Source organism: Streptomyces sp. SCA2-17 (genome assembly GCF_044336695.1).
The window spans coordinates 3,703,356-3,719,858 of sequence record NZ_CP117521.1 but is presented as its reverse complement, the minus strand read 5'-3'; the positions used below and the strand labels follow the sequence as shown (position 1 = coordinate 3,719,858).

At 73.9% G+C, this 16,503-nt stretch carries 17 protein-coding genes; 5 read left to right on the top strand and 12 right to left on the bottom strand.

What is annotated here, in order from left to right; translation table 11 throughout:
- Nucleotides 1-5: 5 nt before the first annotated feature.
- From PS271_RS16840 to PS271_RS16830, 3 genes are read right to left on the bottom strand one after another with little or no spacing between them, the layout of a single operon-like run.
- The gene (locus tag PS271_RS16840) at nucleotides 6-872 is read right to left on the bottom strand and encodes an ABC transporter ATP-binding protein (RefSeq protein WP_398382663.1); all 867 of its coding nucleotides are present in this window, start codon (nucleotides 870-872) and stop codon (nucleotides 6-8) included.
- A complete protein-coding gene (locus PS271_RS16835) occupies nucleotides 869-1,960 on the bottom strand; it encodes a FecCD family ABC transporter permease (RefSeq protein ID WP_398382662.1) in 1,092 nt (363 codons plus the stop codon). Before PS271_RS16835 ends, PS271_RS16840 begins: the two co-directional genes overlap by 4 nt.
- On the bottom strand, nucleotides 1,957-2,991 hold the full coding sequence (locus tag PS271_RS16830) for a FecCD family ABC transporter permease (protein WP_398382661.1): 1,035 nt from the start codon (nucleotides 2,989-2,991) through the stop codon (nucleotides 1,957-1,959). The genes PS271_RS16835 and PS271_RS16830 overlap by 4 nt, the downstream gene beginning before the upstream one ends.
- Before the next feature lie 190 nt (nucleotides 2,992-3,181).
- On the opposite strand from PS271_RS16830, the gene PS271_RS16825 reads away from it, so the two are divergent.
- Nucleotides 3,182-3,838, top strand: a complete 657-nt coding sequence (locus PS271_RS16825) for an HAD family hydrolase (RefSeq protein WP_398382660.1) — start codon at nucleotides 3,182-3,184, stop codon at nucleotides 3,836-3,838.
- Here the strand turns inward: PS271_RS16825 and PS271_RS16820 are convergent.
- Nucleotides 3,796-4,053, bottom strand: a complete 258-nt coding sequence (locus tag PS271_RS16820; RefSeq protein WP_398382659.1) for a hypothetical protein — start codon at nucleotides 4,051-4,053, stop codon at nucleotides 3,796-3,798. The genes PS271_RS16825 and PS271_RS16820 overlap by 43 nt on opposite strands.
- A 225-nt stretch (nucleotides 4,054-4,278) precedes the next feature.
- Here PS271_RS16820 and PS271_RS16815 point away from each other — a divergent pair, with 225 nt between their 5' ends.
- On the top strand, nucleotides 4,279-4,662 hold the full coding sequence (locus tag PS271_RS16815) for a cold-shock protein (RefSeq protein ID WP_120757004.1): 384 nt from the start codon (nucleotides 4,279-4,281) through the stop codon (nucleotides 4,660-4,662).
- Between the two features lie 134 nt (nucleotides 4,663-4,796).
- On the opposite strand, the gene PS271_RS16810 is transcribed toward PS271_RS16815, so the two are convergent.
- The 4 genes from PS271_RS16810 to PS271_RS16795 all read right to left on the bottom strand — a co-directional run bounded on the left by PS271_RS16810 (nucleotide 4,797) and on the right by PS271_RS16795 (nucleotide 8,479).
- Entirely contained in the window at nucleotides 4,797-5,651 is an 855-nt protein-coding gene (locus tag PS271_RS16810; protein WP_398382658.1) for a 1,4-dihydroxy-6-naphtoate synthase, read from the bottom strand.
- Nucleotides 5,648-6,460, bottom strand: coding sequence for a futalosine hydrolase (locus tag PS271_RS16805; RefSeq protein ID WP_398386893.1), 813 nt, complete (start codon nucleotides 6,458-6,460; stop codon nucleotides 5,648-5,650). The genes PS271_RS16810 and PS271_RS16805 overlap by 4 nt, the downstream gene beginning before the upstream one ends.
- 79 nt (nucleotides 6,461-6,539) lie before the next feature.
- On the bottom strand, nucleotides 6,540-7,007 hold the full coding sequence (locus PS271_RS16800; protein WP_120757007.1) for a DUF2771 domain-containing protein: 468 nt from the start codon (nucleotides 7,005-7,007) through the stop codon (nucleotides 6,540-6,542).
- A gap of 26 nt (nucleotides 7,008-7,033) precedes the next feature.
- Nucleotides 7,034-8,479 (bottom strand): MFS transporter, encoded by a 1,446-nt coding sequence (locus tag PS271_RS16795; RefSeq protein ID WP_398382657.1) that lies wholly within the window; start codon nucleotides 8,477-8,479, stop codon nucleotides 7,034-7,036.
- Nucleotides 8,480-8,820: 341 nt separating this feature from the next.
- Between PS271_RS16795 and PS271_RS16790 the strand changes: the two genes are divergently transcribed.
- Both PS271_RS16790 and PS271_RS16785 read left to right on the top strand, forming a co-directional pair.
- Nucleotides 8,821-9,723 (top strand): DUF3027 domain-containing protein, encoded by a 903-nt coding sequence (locus PS271_RS16790; RefSeq protein ID WP_398382656.1) that lies wholly within the window; start codon nucleotides 8,821-8,823, stop codon nucleotides 9,721-9,723.
- A 208-nt stretch (nucleotides 9,724-9,931) separates the two neighbouring features.
- Complete coding sequence (locus PS271_RS16785; protein WP_398386891.1) at nucleotides 9,932-13,198, top strand: sacsin N-terminal ATP-binding-like domain-containing protein; 3,267 nt, start codon at nucleotides 9,932-9,934, stop codon at nucleotides 13,196-13,198.
- 132 nt (nucleotides 13,199-13,330) lie between these two features.
- Here PS271_RS16785 and PS271_RS16780 read toward each other — a convergent pair whose 3' ends face one another.
- Nucleotides 13,331-13,606: a hypothetical protein gene (locus tag PS271_RS16780; protein WP_398382655.1), complete on the bottom strand. Its 276-nt coding sequence runs from the start codon at nucleotides 13,604-13,606 to the stop codon at nucleotides 13,331-13,333.
- 219 nt (nucleotides 13,607-13,825) lie between these two features.
- Between PS271_RS16780 and PS271_RS16775 the strand changes: the two genes are divergently transcribed.
- Nucleotides 13,826-14,470: a hypothetical protein gene (locus PS271_RS16775; RefSeq protein ID WP_398382654.1), complete on the top strand. Its 645-nt coding sequence runs from the start codon at nucleotides 13,826-13,828 to the stop codon at nucleotides 14,468-14,470.
- 27 nt (nucleotides 14,471-14,497) lie between these two features.
- Here PS271_RS16775 and PS271_RS16770 read toward each other — a convergent pair whose 3' ends face one another.
- The 3 genes from PS271_RS16770 to PS271_RS16760 form a co-directional block, all read right to left on the bottom strand.
- On the bottom strand, nucleotides 14,498-14,989 hold the full coding sequence (locus PS271_RS16770; RefSeq protein ID WP_398382653.1) for a carboxymuconolactone decarboxylase family protein: 492 nt from the start codon (nucleotides 14,987-14,989) through the stop codon (nucleotides 14,498-14,500).
- Between the two features lie 325 nt (nucleotides 14,990-15,314).
- Nucleotides 15,315-15,749, bottom strand: a complete 435-nt coding sequence (locus tag PS271_RS16765) for a hypothetical protein (RefSeq protein ID WP_398382652.1) — start codon at nucleotides 15,747-15,749, stop codon at nucleotides 15,315-15,317.
- Between the two features lie 264 nt (nucleotides 15,750-16,013).
- On the bottom strand, nucleotides 16,014-16,499 hold the full coding sequence (locus tag PS271_RS16760; protein ID WP_398382651.1) for an anthrone oxygenase family protein: 486 nt from the start codon (nucleotides 16,497-16,499) through the stop codon (nucleotides 16,014-16,016).
- Nucleotides 16,500-16,503 lie beyond the last annotated feature (4 nt).

Genomic DNA, 16,503 nt, shown 5'->3' with positions numbered 1-16,503 from the left:
GCCCCTCAAGCCCGTTCCGCAGCCTCCGGCTCCGGTACGTCCCCCCGCTCCCCTTCCCACGGCTTCCCCGGGATCACCAGCGGGCTGCCCGTCACCGGGTCCGGTACGACCACCGCGTGCAGGCCGAAGACCTCCCGCACCAGGTCCGCCGTCACGATGTCCGCCGGCCGGCCCTGGGCGACGATGCGGCCCGCCTTCATCGCGACGAGGTGGTCGGCGTAGCGCGCCGCCTGGTTGAGGTCGTGGAGGACCGCGACGACCGTGCGGCCGCGCTCGCGGTTGAGCCGCCGCACCAGGTCGAGGACCTCCACCTGATGGGAGATGTCCAGGTACGTCGTGGGCTCGTCCAGCAGGAGCAGATCCGTCTCCTGGGCGAGGGCCATGGCGATCCAGACGCGCTGCCGCTGGCCGCCGGAGAGCTCGTCGACGGACCGTTCGGCCAGCGCGGTCGTGTCCGTACGGCCCATGGCGTCGGCCACGGCCCGCTCGTCCTCCTCCGACCACTGCTGCCACCAGCGCTGGTGCGGCTGGCGGCCGCGGGCGACGAGGTCCGCGACGGTGATGGCCTCGGGCGCGACGGGCGTCTGCGGGAGCAGGCCGAGGGACTTGGCGATGGTCCGGGTGGGTATCCGGGAGAGCTCCTCGCCGTCGAGCAGCACGGTGCCGCGGGCGGGCTTGAGCAGCCGGCCGAGCGCCCGCAGCAGGGTCGACTTCCCGCACGCGTTGGGGCCGATGACGATGGTGACCTCGCCGTCGGGGACGGCCAGGTCGAGGCCGTCGACGACCGTGCGGTCCTCGTAGGCGAGGGTCAGGTCGCGGGCGGTCAGCCGGCTTCCCCCGAGCTTCGGACGATCCGTCACGCTCTCCGTCACGCTGTTCCTCCGGAGTTCCGGGTGCTGTGGCCCTTGATGATGAGCCGGATCAGGTACGGGGCGCCGACCGCCGCGGTCAGCACGCCCACGGGCAGCTGGGTCGGTTCCAGCAGCTTGCGGCCCAGCAGGTCCGCGACGACCACGATGAGCGCGCCGGTCAGCGCCGAGGCCAGCAGCGGGATCTGCGCGGTGCGCGTCATGCGGCGGGCCAGTTGCGGGGCGAGGAGCGCCACGAAGTCGACGGGGCCGGCCGCGCCCGTGGCGATGGACGCGAGGACAACGCCGAGGAGGACGAGCCCGCCCCGTACCCGGTTCAGCCGCACGCCCAGCGCGGTCGCCGTGTCGTCGTCCATGGTGACCGTGCGCTGCGCGCGGGCGGCCCAGCAGAGGAACGGCACGAGCGCGAGCAGCGCCCAGGCGAGCGGGGCGGCCTCGTCCCAGCCGGGGCCGTTGAGCGAGCCGGTCATCCACACCTGCGCGCGCTGGGCGACGAGATAGTCGCCCTTGGTCATGAACAGGTGGGTGACGGAGCGCAGGGCGACGGCGAAGCCGATGCCGATGAGGACGAAGCGGGTGGCGTGCAGGCCGCCGCGCCACGCGAAGACGTAGACGAGGGCGGCGGCGAGGAGGCCGCCGGCGACGGACACGTAGGGCAGGGCGGCGTACGAGGTGACGCCGAAGGTCATCGAACCGACGGCGAGGGCGCTCGCGCCCTGGGTGATGCCGATGACGTCGGGGCTGGCCAGCGGGTTGCGGGCGACGGTCTGGATGAGCGCGCCGCCGGCGCCGAACGCGAGGCCGACGAGCAGGCCCACGGTCATGCGCGGCAGCCGCAGCGTGCCGACGGTGACCTCTTCGCGCGAGGGCTCGCCGAGGAGGACCTTCAGCACCTCGCCGGGTTCGGCGTAGGTCTTGCCGATGCACAGGTAGGCGAGACAGGCGGCGGCGAGCAGGAAAGCGAGGCCGGCGGCGACCGCGGTGCCGCGCCGGTGGACGAGGAAGGAGCCGCGCCCGGCCCGTACGAGGGCGTAGCCGGCGGGGCGCGCGGAGCGGGCGGCGGCGGGGCCGCGGGCTGCTGCGGTGCTCATACGGCGGCCACCCGCTTCCGGCGGACGAGGGCGACGAGGAAGGGGACGCCGATCAGGGCCGTCATGACGCCGGCCGGGACCTCGCCCGGCGGGAAGAAGACGCGGCCCGCGGTGTCGGCGGCCAGCAGGACGACGGGGCCGAGGAGGGCGGACGTGGGCAGCAGCCAGCGGTGGTCGCCGCCGACGAGCGCGCGGGCGATGTGCGGCACGGCGAGGCCGACGAAGGCGATGGGGCCGGCGGCGGCCACGCCGGCACCGGTCAGGACGGTGGCGCCGAGCCCGCCCGTGATGCGGACTGCGGCGACGTTCTGGCCGAGGCCCTTGGCGACGTCCTCGCCGAGCGCGAGGGCGTCCAGGCCGCGGGCCACGGACAGCACCAGTACCGCACCCACCAGCAGGAACGGCCAGATCCGGCCGGCCAGCCCGGTGTCGCTCCCGGAGAGCGAGCCGACCTGCCAGAAGCGGAACTTGTCCAGGACGGACGCCTGGGTGGTCAGCACGGCGGTGGTCAGCGAGACGAGCAGGGCGTTGATCGCGGCGCCGGCCAGCGCGAGTTTGACGGGCGAGGCGCCGCCGCGGCCGCGCGAGGCGATCGCGTAGACGGCGACGGAGGCGAGCGCCGCGCCGCCGAACGCCCACCACACGTAGCCGGTGAGGCTCTCCACCCCGGCGAGCATGATCGCGAGGACGACGCCGACGGCCGCGCCGTGGCTGATGCCGAGGATGCCGGGGTCGGCGATGGGGTTGCGGGTGATGCCTTGCAGGGCCGTGCCGGCGAGGGCGAGGCCCGCGCCGACCATCAGGCCGACGAGCGTGCGCGGCAGCCGCATCTCGCGGACGACGGTGGCGTCCTTGCCGTCGCCGCCGTGCAGCAGGGCGTCGAGGACGTGGCCGGGAGCGACCGGGCGGGCGCCCACGGCGAGGCTGAGGAGCACCGCTGCGAGGAGGGCGGCGACCGCGGCCACCGTCCAGCCGATGCGGCGCCTGACCAGGGAGGATCTGGGGGTGCTGAGCGGGACGGCGGCTGACATCGCTTCCACGGGGGTCGGACGGCCGAAAGGCCGGAATGGGGTGGTTAGGGCAGGCTAAGCGTACGTCGGGGCCTCCGGGGAGACCGGGGCGGGCCGGGGGCCCTTGCCGTGCGGGGAAAGCCCAGGAAGGCCCGGGAAGACTCGGGAAGGCTCGGGAAGGCTCGGGAAGCACCCCCGGCACAATGGGCTCATGAGCCCAGCCCCGCGCACGCCCCGCTTCACGGTCGGCTTCGACCTGGACCTCACCCTGGTCGACTCCCGGCCGGGCATCCGGGCCGCGTACGAGACGCTCGTCGCCGCCACGGGCGCGGCCATCGACATCGACCTCGTCCTGAGCCGGATCGGGCCGCCGCTGGAGCAGGAGCTGGCGCACTGGTTCCCTGAGGACCGCATCGCCGAGGCCGCCGCCTTCTACGTGGCCGCCTACCCGGAGCACGGCATCGCCCCCTCCCCCGCCCTGCCGGGCGCCCGCGAGGCCGTGGCCGCGGTGCGCGAGCTGGGTGGGCAGGCGGTCGTCGTCACCGCCAAGAACCCCCGGAACGCCCGCCTCCACCTCGATCACCTGCGCATCGAGCCGGACGTGCTCGTGGGCTCGCTGTGGGCGGAGGGCAAGGCCGTGGCGCTGCGCGAGCACGGCGCGGACGTGTACGTGGGCGACCACGTCGGCGACGTGCGCGGTGCGCGCGCGGCGGGGGCGCTGTCGGTCGGCGTGACGACGGGGCCCTGCCCGGCGGACGAGCTGCGGGCGGCCGGAGCGAACGTCGTCCTCGCCGGCCTGACGGACTTTCCGCGGTGGCTGCGCGGCTACCTGGCCGCGGGCGAGCCCGTCGCGGAGGCGCGGGCCTGACGCCGCTGGGCGGCGATCGACTGCAGCACCCCGCCGCCCGCGATGAGGAATCCCACCCCCATCAGCATGCAGACGAAGTACGCTGCGGGAGGCAGCGGGTCGGCGCCCAGGAAGAGCGGGGCGACCGTCGCCAGGGTGGCCACCGCGCCGACGAGGAAGACGATGGCGCCGATGCGTACCAGCAGATCCCCGGCCCGGGGCGTTTCGCTACTCACCCGACCAGGGTAGATGCCTGGGCGTGGGGTGGGGCCGGGGACATCTTGTCACCGGGCCCGGGACCATTAGCCTGGGGGGTAGCGGGTCTTGCGACCCGCTGTAGTGCTATCAAGAGCTGTTTTTCCGTCGATCGATCGTCATCGATTGCCGAGCGTTTCGACGGGTTTCGACGGTCTCTCCCTTCAATTCCCCATTTCCGACGAGATACGAGGACGAGGACAGACGTGCCTACCGGCAAGGTCAAGTGGTTCAACAGCGAGAAGGGCTTCGGCTTTCTCTCCCGCGACGACGGCGGAGACGTCTTCGTGCACTCCTCGGTGCTCCCGGACGGGGTCGACGCTCTCAAGCCCGGCCAGCGGGTGGAATTCGGCGTCGTGGCCGGTCAGCGGGGCGACCAGGCCCTGTCGGTGATGCTGCTCGACCCCACGCCGTCGGTGGCGGCGGCCCAGCGCCGCAAGCCCGATGAGCTGGCGTCGATCGTCCAGGACCTCACCACCCTGCTGGAGAACGTCACCCAGCAGTTGGAGCGCGGCCGTTACCCGGACAAGGCCCACGGCGGCAAGATCGCCGGCATGCTGCGCGCCGTCGCCGACCAGCTGGACGTCTGACACTCGGCTGCCCTTCGGCCATTTCCGATCGGACAGATCCGACGAACCGACCACCGTACGAGCGCCGGCGTTCACGAGGGACGCCGGCGCTCGTACGAGTGCTACGAGTGCCGCGAGTGCTCCGGGTGCCGTGCTCAGACGAACGCCAGCGCATCCGGCCCCAGGGGCGGTACGAGCCCCTCGGCCGCGGCCCGGGTCAGCAGCCCGCGGACCGCCGCGTAGCCGTCCTCCCCGAGGCCGGCCGTGAATTCGTTGACGTAGAGCCCGATGTGCTGGTCGGCGACCTTCGGGTCCATCTCCTGCGCGTGCTCCAGCACATACGGACGCGAGGCCTCCGGGTCGTCCCACGCCATGCGTACGGACGTCCGCGCCGCCTCCGCCAGTTCGCGCAGCCGCTCGGCACCCAGCGAGCGCTTGGCGATGATGGCGCCCAGCGGGATGGGCAGGCCCGTGGTGTTCTCCCAGTGCTGCCCCATGTCGGCCAGGCACTCCAGCCCGTAATTCCCGTACGTGAAGCGCGCCTCGTGGATCACCAGGCCCGCGTCCACCTTGCCGTCCCGCACGGCCGGCATGATCTCGTGGAACGGCAGGACGACGACCTCGCCGACCCCGCCCGGCACCTCCGCGGCCGCCCACAGCCGGAAGAGCAGGTACGCCGTCGAGCGCTCGCTCGGCACCGCCACGGTCTTCCCCGCGAGGGACTCGGGGCCCTGCCCCGCGTCCCGCGTGAGCACCAGCGGGCCGCAGCCGCGGCCCAGGGCGCCGCCGCACGGCAGCAGGGCGTACTCGTCCAGGACCCACGGCAGGACCGCGTAGGAGACCTTCAGGACGTCGAACTCGCCGCGCTCGGCCATGCCGTTGGTGACGTCGATGTCGGCGAACGTGACGTCCAGGGCGGGCGCGCCGGGGACCCGGCCGTGGGCCCAGGCGTCGAAGACGAACGTGTCGTTCGGGCAGGGCGAGTAGGCGATCTTCAGGGGCTCACTCATGGGCTGCTCCAGGTCTCGGCGGGAGCCGCCTCCAGCGCCTCCCGCAGGGCGGCGGAGGCACCGGCGAGGGCCTCCAGGGCATCGCCGATGCGCCACGCGGCACGGTCGCGCGGGCCGACGGGGTTGGAGACCGCCCGGATCTCCAGGACGGGCACGCCGTGCGCGGCCGCCGCCTCGGCCACACCGAAGCCCTCCATGGCTTCGGCGAGCGCCCCGGGCCGCGCGGCCACGAGGGCCGCGGCCCGCTCGGCGCTGCCGGTCACGGTCGACACCGTCAGCACCTCGCCGCGCTGCGCGCCGGCGGCCTCGGCGACGGCGCGCACCAGCGCCGCGGGAGGCCGGTGCTCCACCGTCCCGAAGCCGAGCTCGGTTACGGGTACGAAGCCGGCGGGCGTCTCGGCGCCCAGGTCGGCGGCCACGATCGCGTCGGACACGACGACGGAGCCCACGGGCGCGCTGCGGCCGGGGGCGGTGGCCGTGGTCGTGGCTGCGGTCGTGGCGGTGAAGCCGCCGCCGATGCCGGCGGAGACCGCCAGGTCGTAGGGGCTGCCGGAGAGCGCCGCGGCGGCGAGGGCCGTCGCCGTGCCCGCGGCAGCGGCGGCCGGGCCCACGCCGGCGGCCAGCACGTCGACGACGAGCGGCTGCGGGCCGGCCGGGGCGGGCCGGTGCAGCACGTAGCCGGGCAGGGCGAGCTCGACGACGCGGCCGGGCGCCTCTTCTGCGGGACCGGCGCCGGTGGTGGCCGGCGCCGCGCCGCGGACGACCGCGTCGCGTTCCGCCGCGACGGCGGTGACGACGAGGACGCGCATCAGCGGGACCACCGGTCCGTCGCCCCGGGGCCCGCCGGGACGCGGCCTGCCGGCCGCCGGCCCGTCAGCGCTCGTCCGCTCAGCCCTTGTCCAGTTCGAGCTTGACGTTCCACACGCCGTCCTCGGTGATGACCGACAGGATCACGTCCTTCTCGAAGCGCTGCTCCATGCGGTTGACGAAGAGCTGCTCGCCGTTGAGGGTCGTGTAGGTCTGCTTGAGCTGATTGGTCTGCTGCTGGGCGTTGACCGCCACGAGCCAGCCCTTGTCGGCCATCTTGGGGTCGACACCGACGCGGACCTTGTCGCCCGGCTGGACCTTCACGGTCTTGACGGACTTGTCGGCCATGCACTTGTTGAGGGCGCCCTGGTCGAGCTTCTTGCCCTCGTCGAAGCAGGCGGCCTCGGTGGTCACGGTGGTCGAGCCGACGGTCACCGTCGCCAGCGGCGTCGGCTTGTCGCAGGCGGACAGGGCGACGAGCCCGAAGGCCACGGCGCCGACAGCGGCAGCGGCACGGCGGCGCTTGCCCCGGAAAATCGCAGCGGTCATGCGGGCAGGCTATCGGGCCGTCCAGGTCAGGCCACGCGGGGGTGCGGTGAGCCACGCCGTGCGGCGGTCAGCAGGCCCCGTACGGCTGTGGCGACCCCCAGGGCGAGGACCGCGGCGGCGACCGCCATGCCGAGGGTGCCGTTGAGCGGCAGCAGGATGCCGATCGCGCCGCCGACCACCCAGCTCATCTGCAACAGCGTCTCGGAGCGGGCGAACGCGGAGGTGCGGACCTCCTCCGGCACGTCCCGCTGGATGAGGGAGTCCAGGGACTGCTTGCCCAGCGCCTGGGAGATGCCCGCGACGGCCGCGACGACCACGACGAAGAAGGCCCCGTAGAACACGGCCGTCACGACGGCCGTGCCCAGCGACACCGTCAGGACGAGCGCGATCGTCTTCTCCGGGCCGCGCGAGCGCAGCAGCGCGCCGATCGCCGTGCCGAGGGCGTTGCCGCCGCCCGCCGCGACCGCGACGACGCCCAGCGAGAAGGCCGGGCTCAGGCCGCCGAGGGGGTGGACGCGCAGGAGGAAGGCGAGGAAGAAGGTGAGGAAGCCGGAGAGCATGCGCAGGGCGCTGTTGGCCTGGAGCGCGTGCAGGACGGAGCTGCCGACGGTGCGCAGGCCGGGGGGCTTGTTCTTCTTGCTGCCGTTCTTCCGGCCGTTCCACCCCCTCCCGTTCCTCGCGCTCCTTTTCCCGGGTTTCCCGGCGAGGGCCGGGGTCCGGCGGTACGAAGAGGGCTCGCCGGACACCAGCCGGGCCCGGGCCTCGCCCTTCGCCGAGTCGACCTTGTGCGGGAGCGAGAACGACAGCACCGTGCCGAGGATGAACACGACAAAAGCCCCGTAGAGCGGGAATTCCGGCCCGATCGTGTGCAGCCCCGCGCCCAGCGGGGCCGCCGCGCCCGTGGCCAGCAGCCCGCCGAGCGTCACCCGGGAATTGGCCTTCACCAGCGAGATCCGCGGGGGCAGCAGCCGCGGCACGACCGCCGAGCGCACCACCCCGTACGCCTTCGAGGCCACCAGGACGCCGAGCGCCGCCGGATACAGCTCCAGGCCGCCGGTCGCCACCGCGCCCGACATCGTCAGCGCCAGCAGCGCCCGCGTCAGCATCGCGCCCGCCATCGCCGCCCGGCGGCCGTGCGGCAGCCGGTCGAGGAGCGGCCCGATCACCGGGGCCAGAAGGGTGAAGGGCGCCATCGTGACCGCCAGGTAGAGCGCCACGCGGCCGCGCGCCTGGTCCGTGGGGACCGAGAAGAACACCGTGGACGCCAGTGCGACGGTGATCAGCATGTCGCCCGCGGAATTCACGGCGTGCAACTCGATCAGCTTGCCCAGGCCCGACTCCCCCGCGCCGTGCGCGTGCGTCGCCCTCCGCACGCCCCGCGCGGCAGCCGTGAACGGGGCGCGCAGCACGCGGCCGGCGCCCCGGGCCGTGCGGCGCAGCAGTCCGCCCTCGACCGACCTGATGGCTCCCACCACGCCATACTGCCCCAACTCGCACGGCGCAGGGCACTTTCACCGCCACGAGCAGCCGCTCCCGACCGGGTCGGCGCACGGGCCGGAGGAGGGCTCGCCGCGGCCCGGCTATCCCCGGCGGCGCTGAGCGGGGTAGCGTGCGTAGCGCGCCACCGGCGGTCGTTCCTGGCCGCGCTCCGAGTCTCGATCCCGCAGAATGGGAGGGACTAGGTGTGCCCGAAACCGTTCGGGCGCGGACGTCGACGCGGCCCTGCGGTCCGCTCCGTCCGCCGACCCGGCCGATCGGCTGGCGCACTCGTGAGACGGCGTGGAAGAGAGAATCGATTCTTGTGAGTGCTGCGATGCGAAGCCGGACCCCGGACCGCCTGTGCGCCGAGGCGGTCGACATGGCCCGTGCGGCGGCCGAGGAGGCCGCCCTGCCCGGCATGGTCGGCGAGCATGTCCAGGCCGTCGCCGACGGGGACCGCGTCGTCACGCACTACTTCCTCTGCCTGGACCCCGGCTACCGCGGCTGGCGCTGGGCCGTCACCGTCGCCCGTGCCTCCCGCGCCAAGGTCGTCACCCTCGACGAGACGGTGCTGCTGCCCGGGCCGGACGCCCTCCTCGCCCCCGAGTGGGTGCCCTGGAGCGAGCGGCTGCGCCCCGGCGACATGGGCCCCGGCGACCTGCTGCCCACCGACGCCGAGGACCTGCGCCTCGTGCCCGGCTGGAGCGGTGAGGACGTCCCGCCGCCGAACTCGGCCGTCTCCGAGGAGATGGACCGCCTCGCCGACGCCGAGGACGCCGACGTCGTCGCCGGCTCCCCCGCCGCCCAGCCGGCCGTCCCGGCGCGCGGCACGATGGCGGCCGTCGCCGAGGAGCTCGGGATGCGGCGCGCCCGCGTCCTCTCCCGCTACGGGCTGCACACCGCCGCCGACCGCTGGGACGAGAGCCACGGCGGCAAGACCCCCATGGCGCAGGCCGCGCCGGCCTCGTGCGTCAGCTGCGGCTTCCTCATGCCGATCGGCGGCTCCCTCGGCCAGGCGTTCGGCGTCTGCGCGAACGAGTTCGGGCCGGCGGACGGGCACGTCGTGTCCCTGTCGTACGGCTGCGGCGGGCACTCCGAGGCGGCGGTCATGCCGAAGCCGCCGCGGCCGGCGCCGCCGGTGATCGACGAGACGCTGGTCGATCCCCTGCCGCTTCGCCTCGCGGCGGACGAGGCGGAGAGCGCGCCTGAGGGCGACGAGGAGCTCGGGCACTCGTAGCGCGCCCCGGTTCGGGGATGCCCCGCTTATCGCGCCCGGCGGCGCTCGTCCTCAATCGCCGGACAGGCTTTTTATAGCCTGGGCTCAGCCCGGATCCAGCCCGTCCGGCGGCTCCCGGGCCCGCGCACGTGGCCCGCGGCCACCCCGCGGTACGTTCTGCCCAGGAACACCCACCGGCGGCAGGAGACGACACGTGAGCGGCACGGCAATGGTGCGGGGCGCAGCCGAAGGGGCGGATCCGTTCGGGACGGGTCGCCTGCGGCGTGGCGTGCTGGACGCCTGGGCGGCGTCGCCGGCCCGCTTCCGGGAGGACGCCAACGCCGAGGAGGACCTCGCGCTGGGCGGCTACCGCGACCGCCTCGTCGTCGAGCTCGCCCAGAACGCCGCCGACGCGGCCGCCCGCGCGGGCGTGCCCGGCCGGCTCCGGCTGACGCTGCACGCGGGCCGCAACGGCCGCCCGGCCGTGTTCGCCGCGGCGAACACCGGCGCGCCGCTGGACGCGGCGGGCGTCGAATCCCTGGCCACGCTCCGGGCGTCGGCCAAGCGCAGTGGGGAGAAGAGCAGCGTCGGGCGGTTCGGCGTGGGCTTCTCCGCCGTCCTGGCCGTCAGTGACGAGCCGGCGGTCGTCGGCCGCTCCGGGGGCGTCCGCTGGTCCCTCGCGGAGGCGCGGGCGCTGGCGGCGCGCGAGGCGGTCCAGGCTCCCGGCCTGGCCGAGGAGATGGCCCGCCGCGAGGGCCACGTGCCGCTCCTGAGGCTTCCGCTCCCCGCCGAGGGCTCCGCCCCGGCCGGCTACGACACCGTCGTCGTCCTGCCGCTGCGCGACGGTGCCGCCGAGGACCTGACCGCCCGTCTGCTGGCGGGCGTGGACGACGCGCTGCTGCTGACCTTGCCGGGCCTGTCCGAGGTCGTCGTCGAGACGGACGGCGTCGTACGGACCCTGACGCGCCGCCAGGAGGGCCCGTACGTCCTGGTGGACGACTCGGAGCGCGGCTCGGCGGCCCGCTGGCGCATCGCCCAGGAGGCGGGCCCCCTGGACGCCGCGCTGCTGGCGGACCGCCCCGTGGAGGAGCGGCTGCGCCCGCACTGGTCCGTGACGTGGGCCGTGCCGGTGGGCGAGGACGGCGCGCCCGTACGCCCCTCCACCGCGCCCGTGGTGCACGCGCCGACGCCGACGGACGAGCCGCTGGGCGTGCCGGCGCTGCTCATCGCCACCTTCCCGCTGGAGCCGACACGCCGTCACGCCGCGCCCGGCCCGCTCACGGACTTCGTCACCGGCCGCGCTGCCGAGGCGTACGCGCAGCTGCTGCGCGACTGGCACCCCGTGGGCCCGGGAACGCTCGACCTCGTACCGTCGCCGCTCGCCCAGGGCGCGCTGGACGCGGAGCTGCGCCGGCAGATCCTGGACCGGCTGCCGCGCGTCGCGTTCCTGCCGAGCGCGGCCGGGGGCCCCGCCCAGGAGCCGGCCGTGCCGCGGGGCGGCGGCGTGGAGGGCATTCCGTGGACGGAGGGGCCGGACGCGGCCCGGCACACGCCGGAGCCGTCCCCCGCCCCGGCCGGCGGCCCGGAGGCCGCCGACACGTGGGACGACCCGTTCGCCCGCAGCGGGCCCGAGCCGTACGCGCTGCGGCCGGCCGACGCCGAGGTCGTGGAGGGTGCGGGCGCGGAGACCGTCGCCGTGCTCGGCGAGCTCTTCCCGAACCTGCTGCCCGCCGGGCTGGAGCGCCGCCCCGAGCTGCGCTCCCTGGGCGTCGCGCGGGCGCCGCTCGGGGAGGTCGTCGACCGCCTCGCCGGTGTCGAGCGCGCCCCGTCCTGGTGGCAGCGGCTCTACGACAGCCTCGCCGGCATCGATCCCGACCGGCTCAGCGGCCTGCCCGTGCCGCTCGCGGACGGCCGTACGGCCATCGGCCCGCGGCAGGTGCTGCTCCCGCCGCCGGACGGCACGGATTCGGAGCGGCTCTCCCGCCTGGGACTGAAGGTCGCGCACCCCGACGCCGCGCACCCGCTGCTGGAGAAGCTGGGCGCCACCCCGTCCTCGCCGCGCGCGGTCCTGACGACCCCGCAGGTGCGGGCCGCGGTGGCGGCGTCCCTGGACGCCGACGAGATCTGGGACGAGGACGCGCTGGACGCGGACGGCCTCGCCGAGCTCGTCCTCGGCCTCGTGCGCGACGCGGGGCTCGCCCCCGGCGACGAGCCGTGGCTCGCCGCGCTCGCCCTGCCCGACGAGGACGGCGAGCTCGCGCCCGCGGGCGAGCTCGTCCTGCCCGGCAGCGCCTTCGAACGCATCATCCGGCCGGGCGAGCTCGCCGCCTGCGACGCCGCCCTCGCCGAGCGCTGGGGCGAGCAGCCGCTGACCGCCGTGGGCGTCCTGGCCGGCTTCGCGCTCGTCCGCGCCACGGACGTCGTCCTCGACCCGGACGAGCTCGAACCGCGCGACGGCGACTTCCCCGAGCCCGACGACGCCGGCCTCCTCGACGCCGTCGACGTCTGGTGCGAGGACATCCTCGACCAGCTGCCGCAGACGACCGTGCCGCCCGTCGCGACGGAGCTCGTCGCCGTCCGCGACCTCGATCTCGTCGACGACGACGCCTGGCCGGAGGCCCTCGCCCTCCTCTCCGAGCCGCCCCTGCGCGACGCCCTCACCGCGCCCGTGCGCGTCCTGCTGCCCGACGGCACGACCGAGTCCGTCCGGCCGTACACGGCCTGGTGGCTGCGCGGCCACCCCGTCCTCGGCGGCCGCCGCCCCGCGGGCCTGCGCGTAGCGGGCGGCGACCCGCTGCTGCGCGGACTGTACGAGGCGGCGGACGCGGGCGACCTGGCGGACGAGCAGGTGCTGCGCGCCCTGGGCGTACGGACCTCGGCCGCCGCCCTGCTGGACGAGCCCGGCGGCGCCGCGGAGCTGCTGGCCCGCCTGGCCGACCCTGACGCCGAGGCCGGCGCCGCCCAGCTGCACGCCCTCTACGGCCTGCTGGCCCGCCTCGACCCCGACCAGGTCACCCTGCCGGACGAGCTCCGGGCCGTCGTGGACAGCGAGGTGCGGGTCGTGGACGCGGCGGACGCGGTCGTGGCGGACGCCCCGGACCTGCTCCCCCTCGCCGCCGGCCACGCCCTCCTGCCCGTGCCGCCCGCGCGCGCCGCGGACCTGGCCGAACTCCTCCAGGTGCGCCGCCTGAGCGAGACGCTGGAGGCCGCCGCCCCGGCGGGCGAGGGCGAACTCCGCGAGGTCCCGGAAGGCGTACGGACCCTGCTTCCGGGTGCCCCTTCTGCATACGTGGAACACGAGGAACTCCTCGTCGACGGGGTGGAACTCGACTGGCGCCTGGGCCCCGACGGCGTCCTGCACGCGGCAACCCTGGAGGGCGTGGCGGCGGGCCTCGCCTGGGCCGCGGGCGCGTGGTCCCGCCGCTTCGAAGCGGCGGCCCTCCTGGAGGACCCGAGCCGCACGGAAGAACTGGCCCGGGCCCGCTGGTTCGACTAGGGGGTGCGGGGCGGGTATTCGACTAACGAGTGGGGAGCGGGTGTTCGGCCGGCGGATGGGGAGCGGGTGGGGGCCAGGCAGGGGGCGGGTGCTGCCGTGCCCGCCCTGCGCCCGCCCCTCCTCAGCCGGCGGCTAGACCTCCTCGACGAGGCGGACCGTGCACCGGACGTGCCCCTTGCCGCTCTTCTTCGGCAGGACCAGGAAGGACCCGTCGCTCTCCTGCCCCACCACGCACGCCATGCCCTTGAGTGCGGCGGGACGGTACTTCTTGGCCTCCTTGCGCAGCTCCACGAGCGCCTGCTCCCGGGTCCTGCCCCCGCCCACGGTCCGCAGGACCTCGATCTGCTGGTGCGGCGCCTCTCCCTCGGTCAGCACCGTCACCTCACCGATGATCAACCACTTGGTCACAGAGCTCTCCCCTCGGCGCCCAACAGGGCGCGGCTGGTCGGCTGTTCACGCAAGTCGTAGAGAGAACCTTCCGGAGCACGGCCGAGTTCCCGACCGTGAACGTTCAGCGAGGGGTTCCTTCCTTCCGGCCCGGGGCTCAGGGCATGGGGGACCAGGGCCCGGAGGGCGTGCACCCAGGGGCTTGCGGGACGGGGGCCATGGTCCGCCTATGCTGCCTTGATGACTGAAGTGGACATAAAGAAGCCGCAGAGCGGGACCGTAGATCGGGGCGGGTACTTCCTGTTCACTCTCGCCGTGCTGGTGCTCGGCTGGGTCATCGCCGCGGCCAACACCGGTATCTCGTACCTCACGCCGGGCACCGAGGTGATCTCGATCGTCACCGGCTTCATCGGCTGCCTCGTGCTCGCCGTCGTCCTCCGCTTCCTCCACCGCGCGTGGTGGCTCGCCGCCCTCTCCCTTCTGCCGTCGCTGTTCGTCCTCGTAGGCTCGGTCCAGTACGCCCGCGAGGCCGCGCTCGACCACCGGGGCGTGCGCGAGACCGTCCGGATCACCGCCGACAGCGCGGAGTCCGACGGCGGTTCGAACCACCGCTTCACCCTCGTCGGCTCGTCGGGCAAGCTCAAGGACACCCTGGACTACAGCGGGGACCACCCGCAGTGGAAGGTGGGCGACCGCCTCGTGGTCGTCAGCGACCCGGACGGCGCCATCCCGCTGGAGGCCGCCTCCGACCTCGATCCGGGCGGCCGGCTCGCCTCCCTCCTCGCAGGCGTCGCCGGATGGACCGGCATCACCCTGCTGGCCGGCCGCCGCGGATTCGTACGGCGCCGCGCCGGCCGGCGCCCCTTGTTCGACGACGCCGCCTGAACCGGGCCGCCGGCCCGCCGCTCCGGCTTAGCGCGCAGTCCACTGATCCGTCTCGGCGAACGTCCTGCCGGGCAGGGGCTTGCCTATGAGCGCGATCGGGATGAAGAAGCTGACCTGGCTGATCGCCATCATCAGCGTGGCGAACGCCTTCTCGTCGTAGTGCTTCGCCACCTCGGCGAACAGCTCGTCCGAGACCCGCTCCCCGTCCGGGTTGGGCTGGAGCACCGCCTCCACCAGGGCCAGCGCGGCCCGCTCCGCGTCCGAGAAGTACGGCGCGTCCCTCCAGGAGGACACCGCCGTGATGCGCTCCTCCGACACGTCCGCCTTCCGCAGGAGCGACGAGTGCAGCACGGTCAGGTAGGTGTTGGCCACGATCTGGCCCGCACGCAGGTGCATCAGGCTGATCGTGGCTCGCGGCACGGACTGGTTGCCGACGGCCTTGAAGAGAGCGCCGGCGATCTCCGCAATCTCGGGGATGAACTCCTGGGGGTCGGACATCCGGGAACGCATGGCAGACATGGCTTCCTCCGCAGTGATCGAGCGTGTTGTCGTTGTCGTTGCTGTTCACTGCTTTGACGGATCTCGGCGGGCGAGTGTGACAGCCGGCCGCGATCTTTTTTGCCGGTCCGCCGGAGTGCGGGTGCGGGTGTGTCTCGGGTCCGGTGGCGGGGGCTCCGGGGTGGGGGTCCGGGGCCGTATATTTACGGGCCCGTTGCCGCGAACGTCGAGGGCGCCCCGGTATTGGGCCCACAAATACACGTCAGCGCCCCGGACCCCCACCCCTACGCCCCCACCACCTCCCGCCGTACCTCGCCGCGGGCCGGGCGCGGCTCGATGCCCCTGGTCAGCCTTTCACCTGTGTTGTCGTGCGCTGTCTGTAGAGAACCGCGGAGGTGAGGGCGCAGATGAGCGTGAGGAGCAACAGGATGGCGACGGTTGGGTTGAGGTAGCCGGGGATGACGATGGAGTAGTCGTGGCCGTTCGATGTCTTGCACACGACGCGCAGCGGGATGAAATCGCCTCTGAGGCCGACCAGGGTTGCTGTTCCCGCGGGACGGTGCCGCTCGCACCTCTGGGCCAGTTCGTGGTCCACGAGGAAGAGGAGGTGGAGACATCCCCACAAGTAGACGGCGAGCGCGGCGGCGGTCGTCAGCAGGGACAGGTCCCGCCATAGGCGGAAGGGGGCGTATTGCCGGCGATCCTGTCGGGTGAGCCGCGAGCACAAGTACCCGATAAGGCTCAGCAAGGTCGCCGGGCAAGTAATCAGGATGAGGAGCATGCCGGTGAAGCTGTGCCCTTGCCAGGGGTCGGATGCCGTGATCATCTGTAGTCGTCGGGATGACGGCTCATGAATGCCTGAGGCCGGGATGCGGTGGATTCGATGAGGGCCTCCCGATGCCCATGCGTACCTGCACCAGCTAGGTTGAGGTGTGGGTCCGTTGAGGTCTGATGGCGTGGACGGTAGCTCTGGAGCGGCAGTGCCGCAAGTGCTTTCGTTGGCCACGAATGCGCAAGATCTCGCCAGAGGTGCCGCCTCCCGCTGTCAGGCACTGTTCCTGCCGGTCTGCCGCAGGGCGACGGCGATCAGGACGGCGAACGCAACGATCGCGGTGCAGGTGCGGGCATCGTTGAACAGCTCCCAGCGGTGAAGGATTTCCGCATGGCCGGCCGGCGGCGTGGTCGCGGCCCACTGCTTGATGCGTCCGTTGATCGGGACGTTTCCGAACCGGGTGATCAGGAAGGACGTGACGATCAGGAGCCCTGCCGTGGCTGCGAGGAGCCGGGCCCGTTCGCGTGTCAGGGCAGCCAGGGCGAGGGTGCTGAGAGCCGAGACCGCCATGGCGGCTTGCATGGTGATCCCGTTCATCTTCATCAGCTCGGTGTGGAAGTCGAGTCTCATCTCGATCGGCACGGAGTTGAAGGTCGGGACGAGGTTGGCGGCGCCGTAGCCGAAGGCTCCGGCGAGCAGACCGGTGGACAGCAGGGCCGTGCCCAGGAGGAGCCGGGTGCCGGCTGTCGTGGTTTTCATGCGA

Coding starts and splice junctions, on each gene's coding strand:
- PS271_RS16835 (WP_398382662.1), bottom strand. CDS start 1,960: ATGAGCACCGCAGCAGCCCGCGGCCCCGCCGCCGCCCGCTCCGCGCGC.
- PS271_RS16830 (WP_398382661.1), bottom strand. CDS start 2,991: ATGTCAGCCGCCGTCCCGCTCAGCACCCCCAGATCCTCCCTGGTCAGG.
- PS271_RS16825 (WP_398382660.1), top strand. CDS start 3,182: ATGAGCCCAGCCCCGCGCACGCCCCGCTTCACGGTCGGCTTCGACCTG.
- PS271_RS16810 (WP_398382658.1), bottom strand. CDS start 5,651: ATGAGTGAGCCCCTGAAGATCGCCTACTCGCCCTGCCCGAACGACACG.
- PS271_RS16805 (WP_398386893.1), bottom strand. CDS start 6,460: ATGCGCGTCCTCGTCGTCACCGCCGTCGCGGCGGAACGCGACGCGGTC.
- PS271_RS16800 (WP_120757007.1), bottom strand. CDS start 7,007: ATGACCGCTGCGATTTTCCGGGGCAAGCGCCGCCGTGCCGCTGCCGCT.
- PS271_RS16790 (WP_398382656.1), top strand. CDS start 8,821: ATGCGAAGCCGGACCCCGGACCGCCTGTGCGCCGAGGCGGTCGACATG.
- PS271_RS16785 (WP_398386891.1), top strand. CDS start 9,932: ATGGTGCGGGGCGCAGCCGAAGGGGCGGATCCGTTCGGGACGGGTCGC.
- PS271_RS16775 (WP_398382654.1), top strand. CDS start 13,826: ATGACTGAAGTGGACATAAAGAAGCCGCAGAGCGGGACCGTAGATCGG.
- PS271_RS16770 (WP_398382653.1), bottom strand. CDS start 14,989: ATGTCTGCCATGCGTTCCCGGATGTCCGACCCCCAGGAGTTCATCCCC.
- PS271_RS16765 (WP_398382652.1), bottom strand. CDS start 15,749: ATGCTCCTCATCCTGATTACTTGCCCGGCGACCTTGCTGAGCCTTATC.
- PS271_RS16760 (WP_398382651.1), bottom strand. CDS start 16,499: ATGAAAACCACGACAGCCGGCACCCGGCTCCTCCTGGGCACGGCCCTG.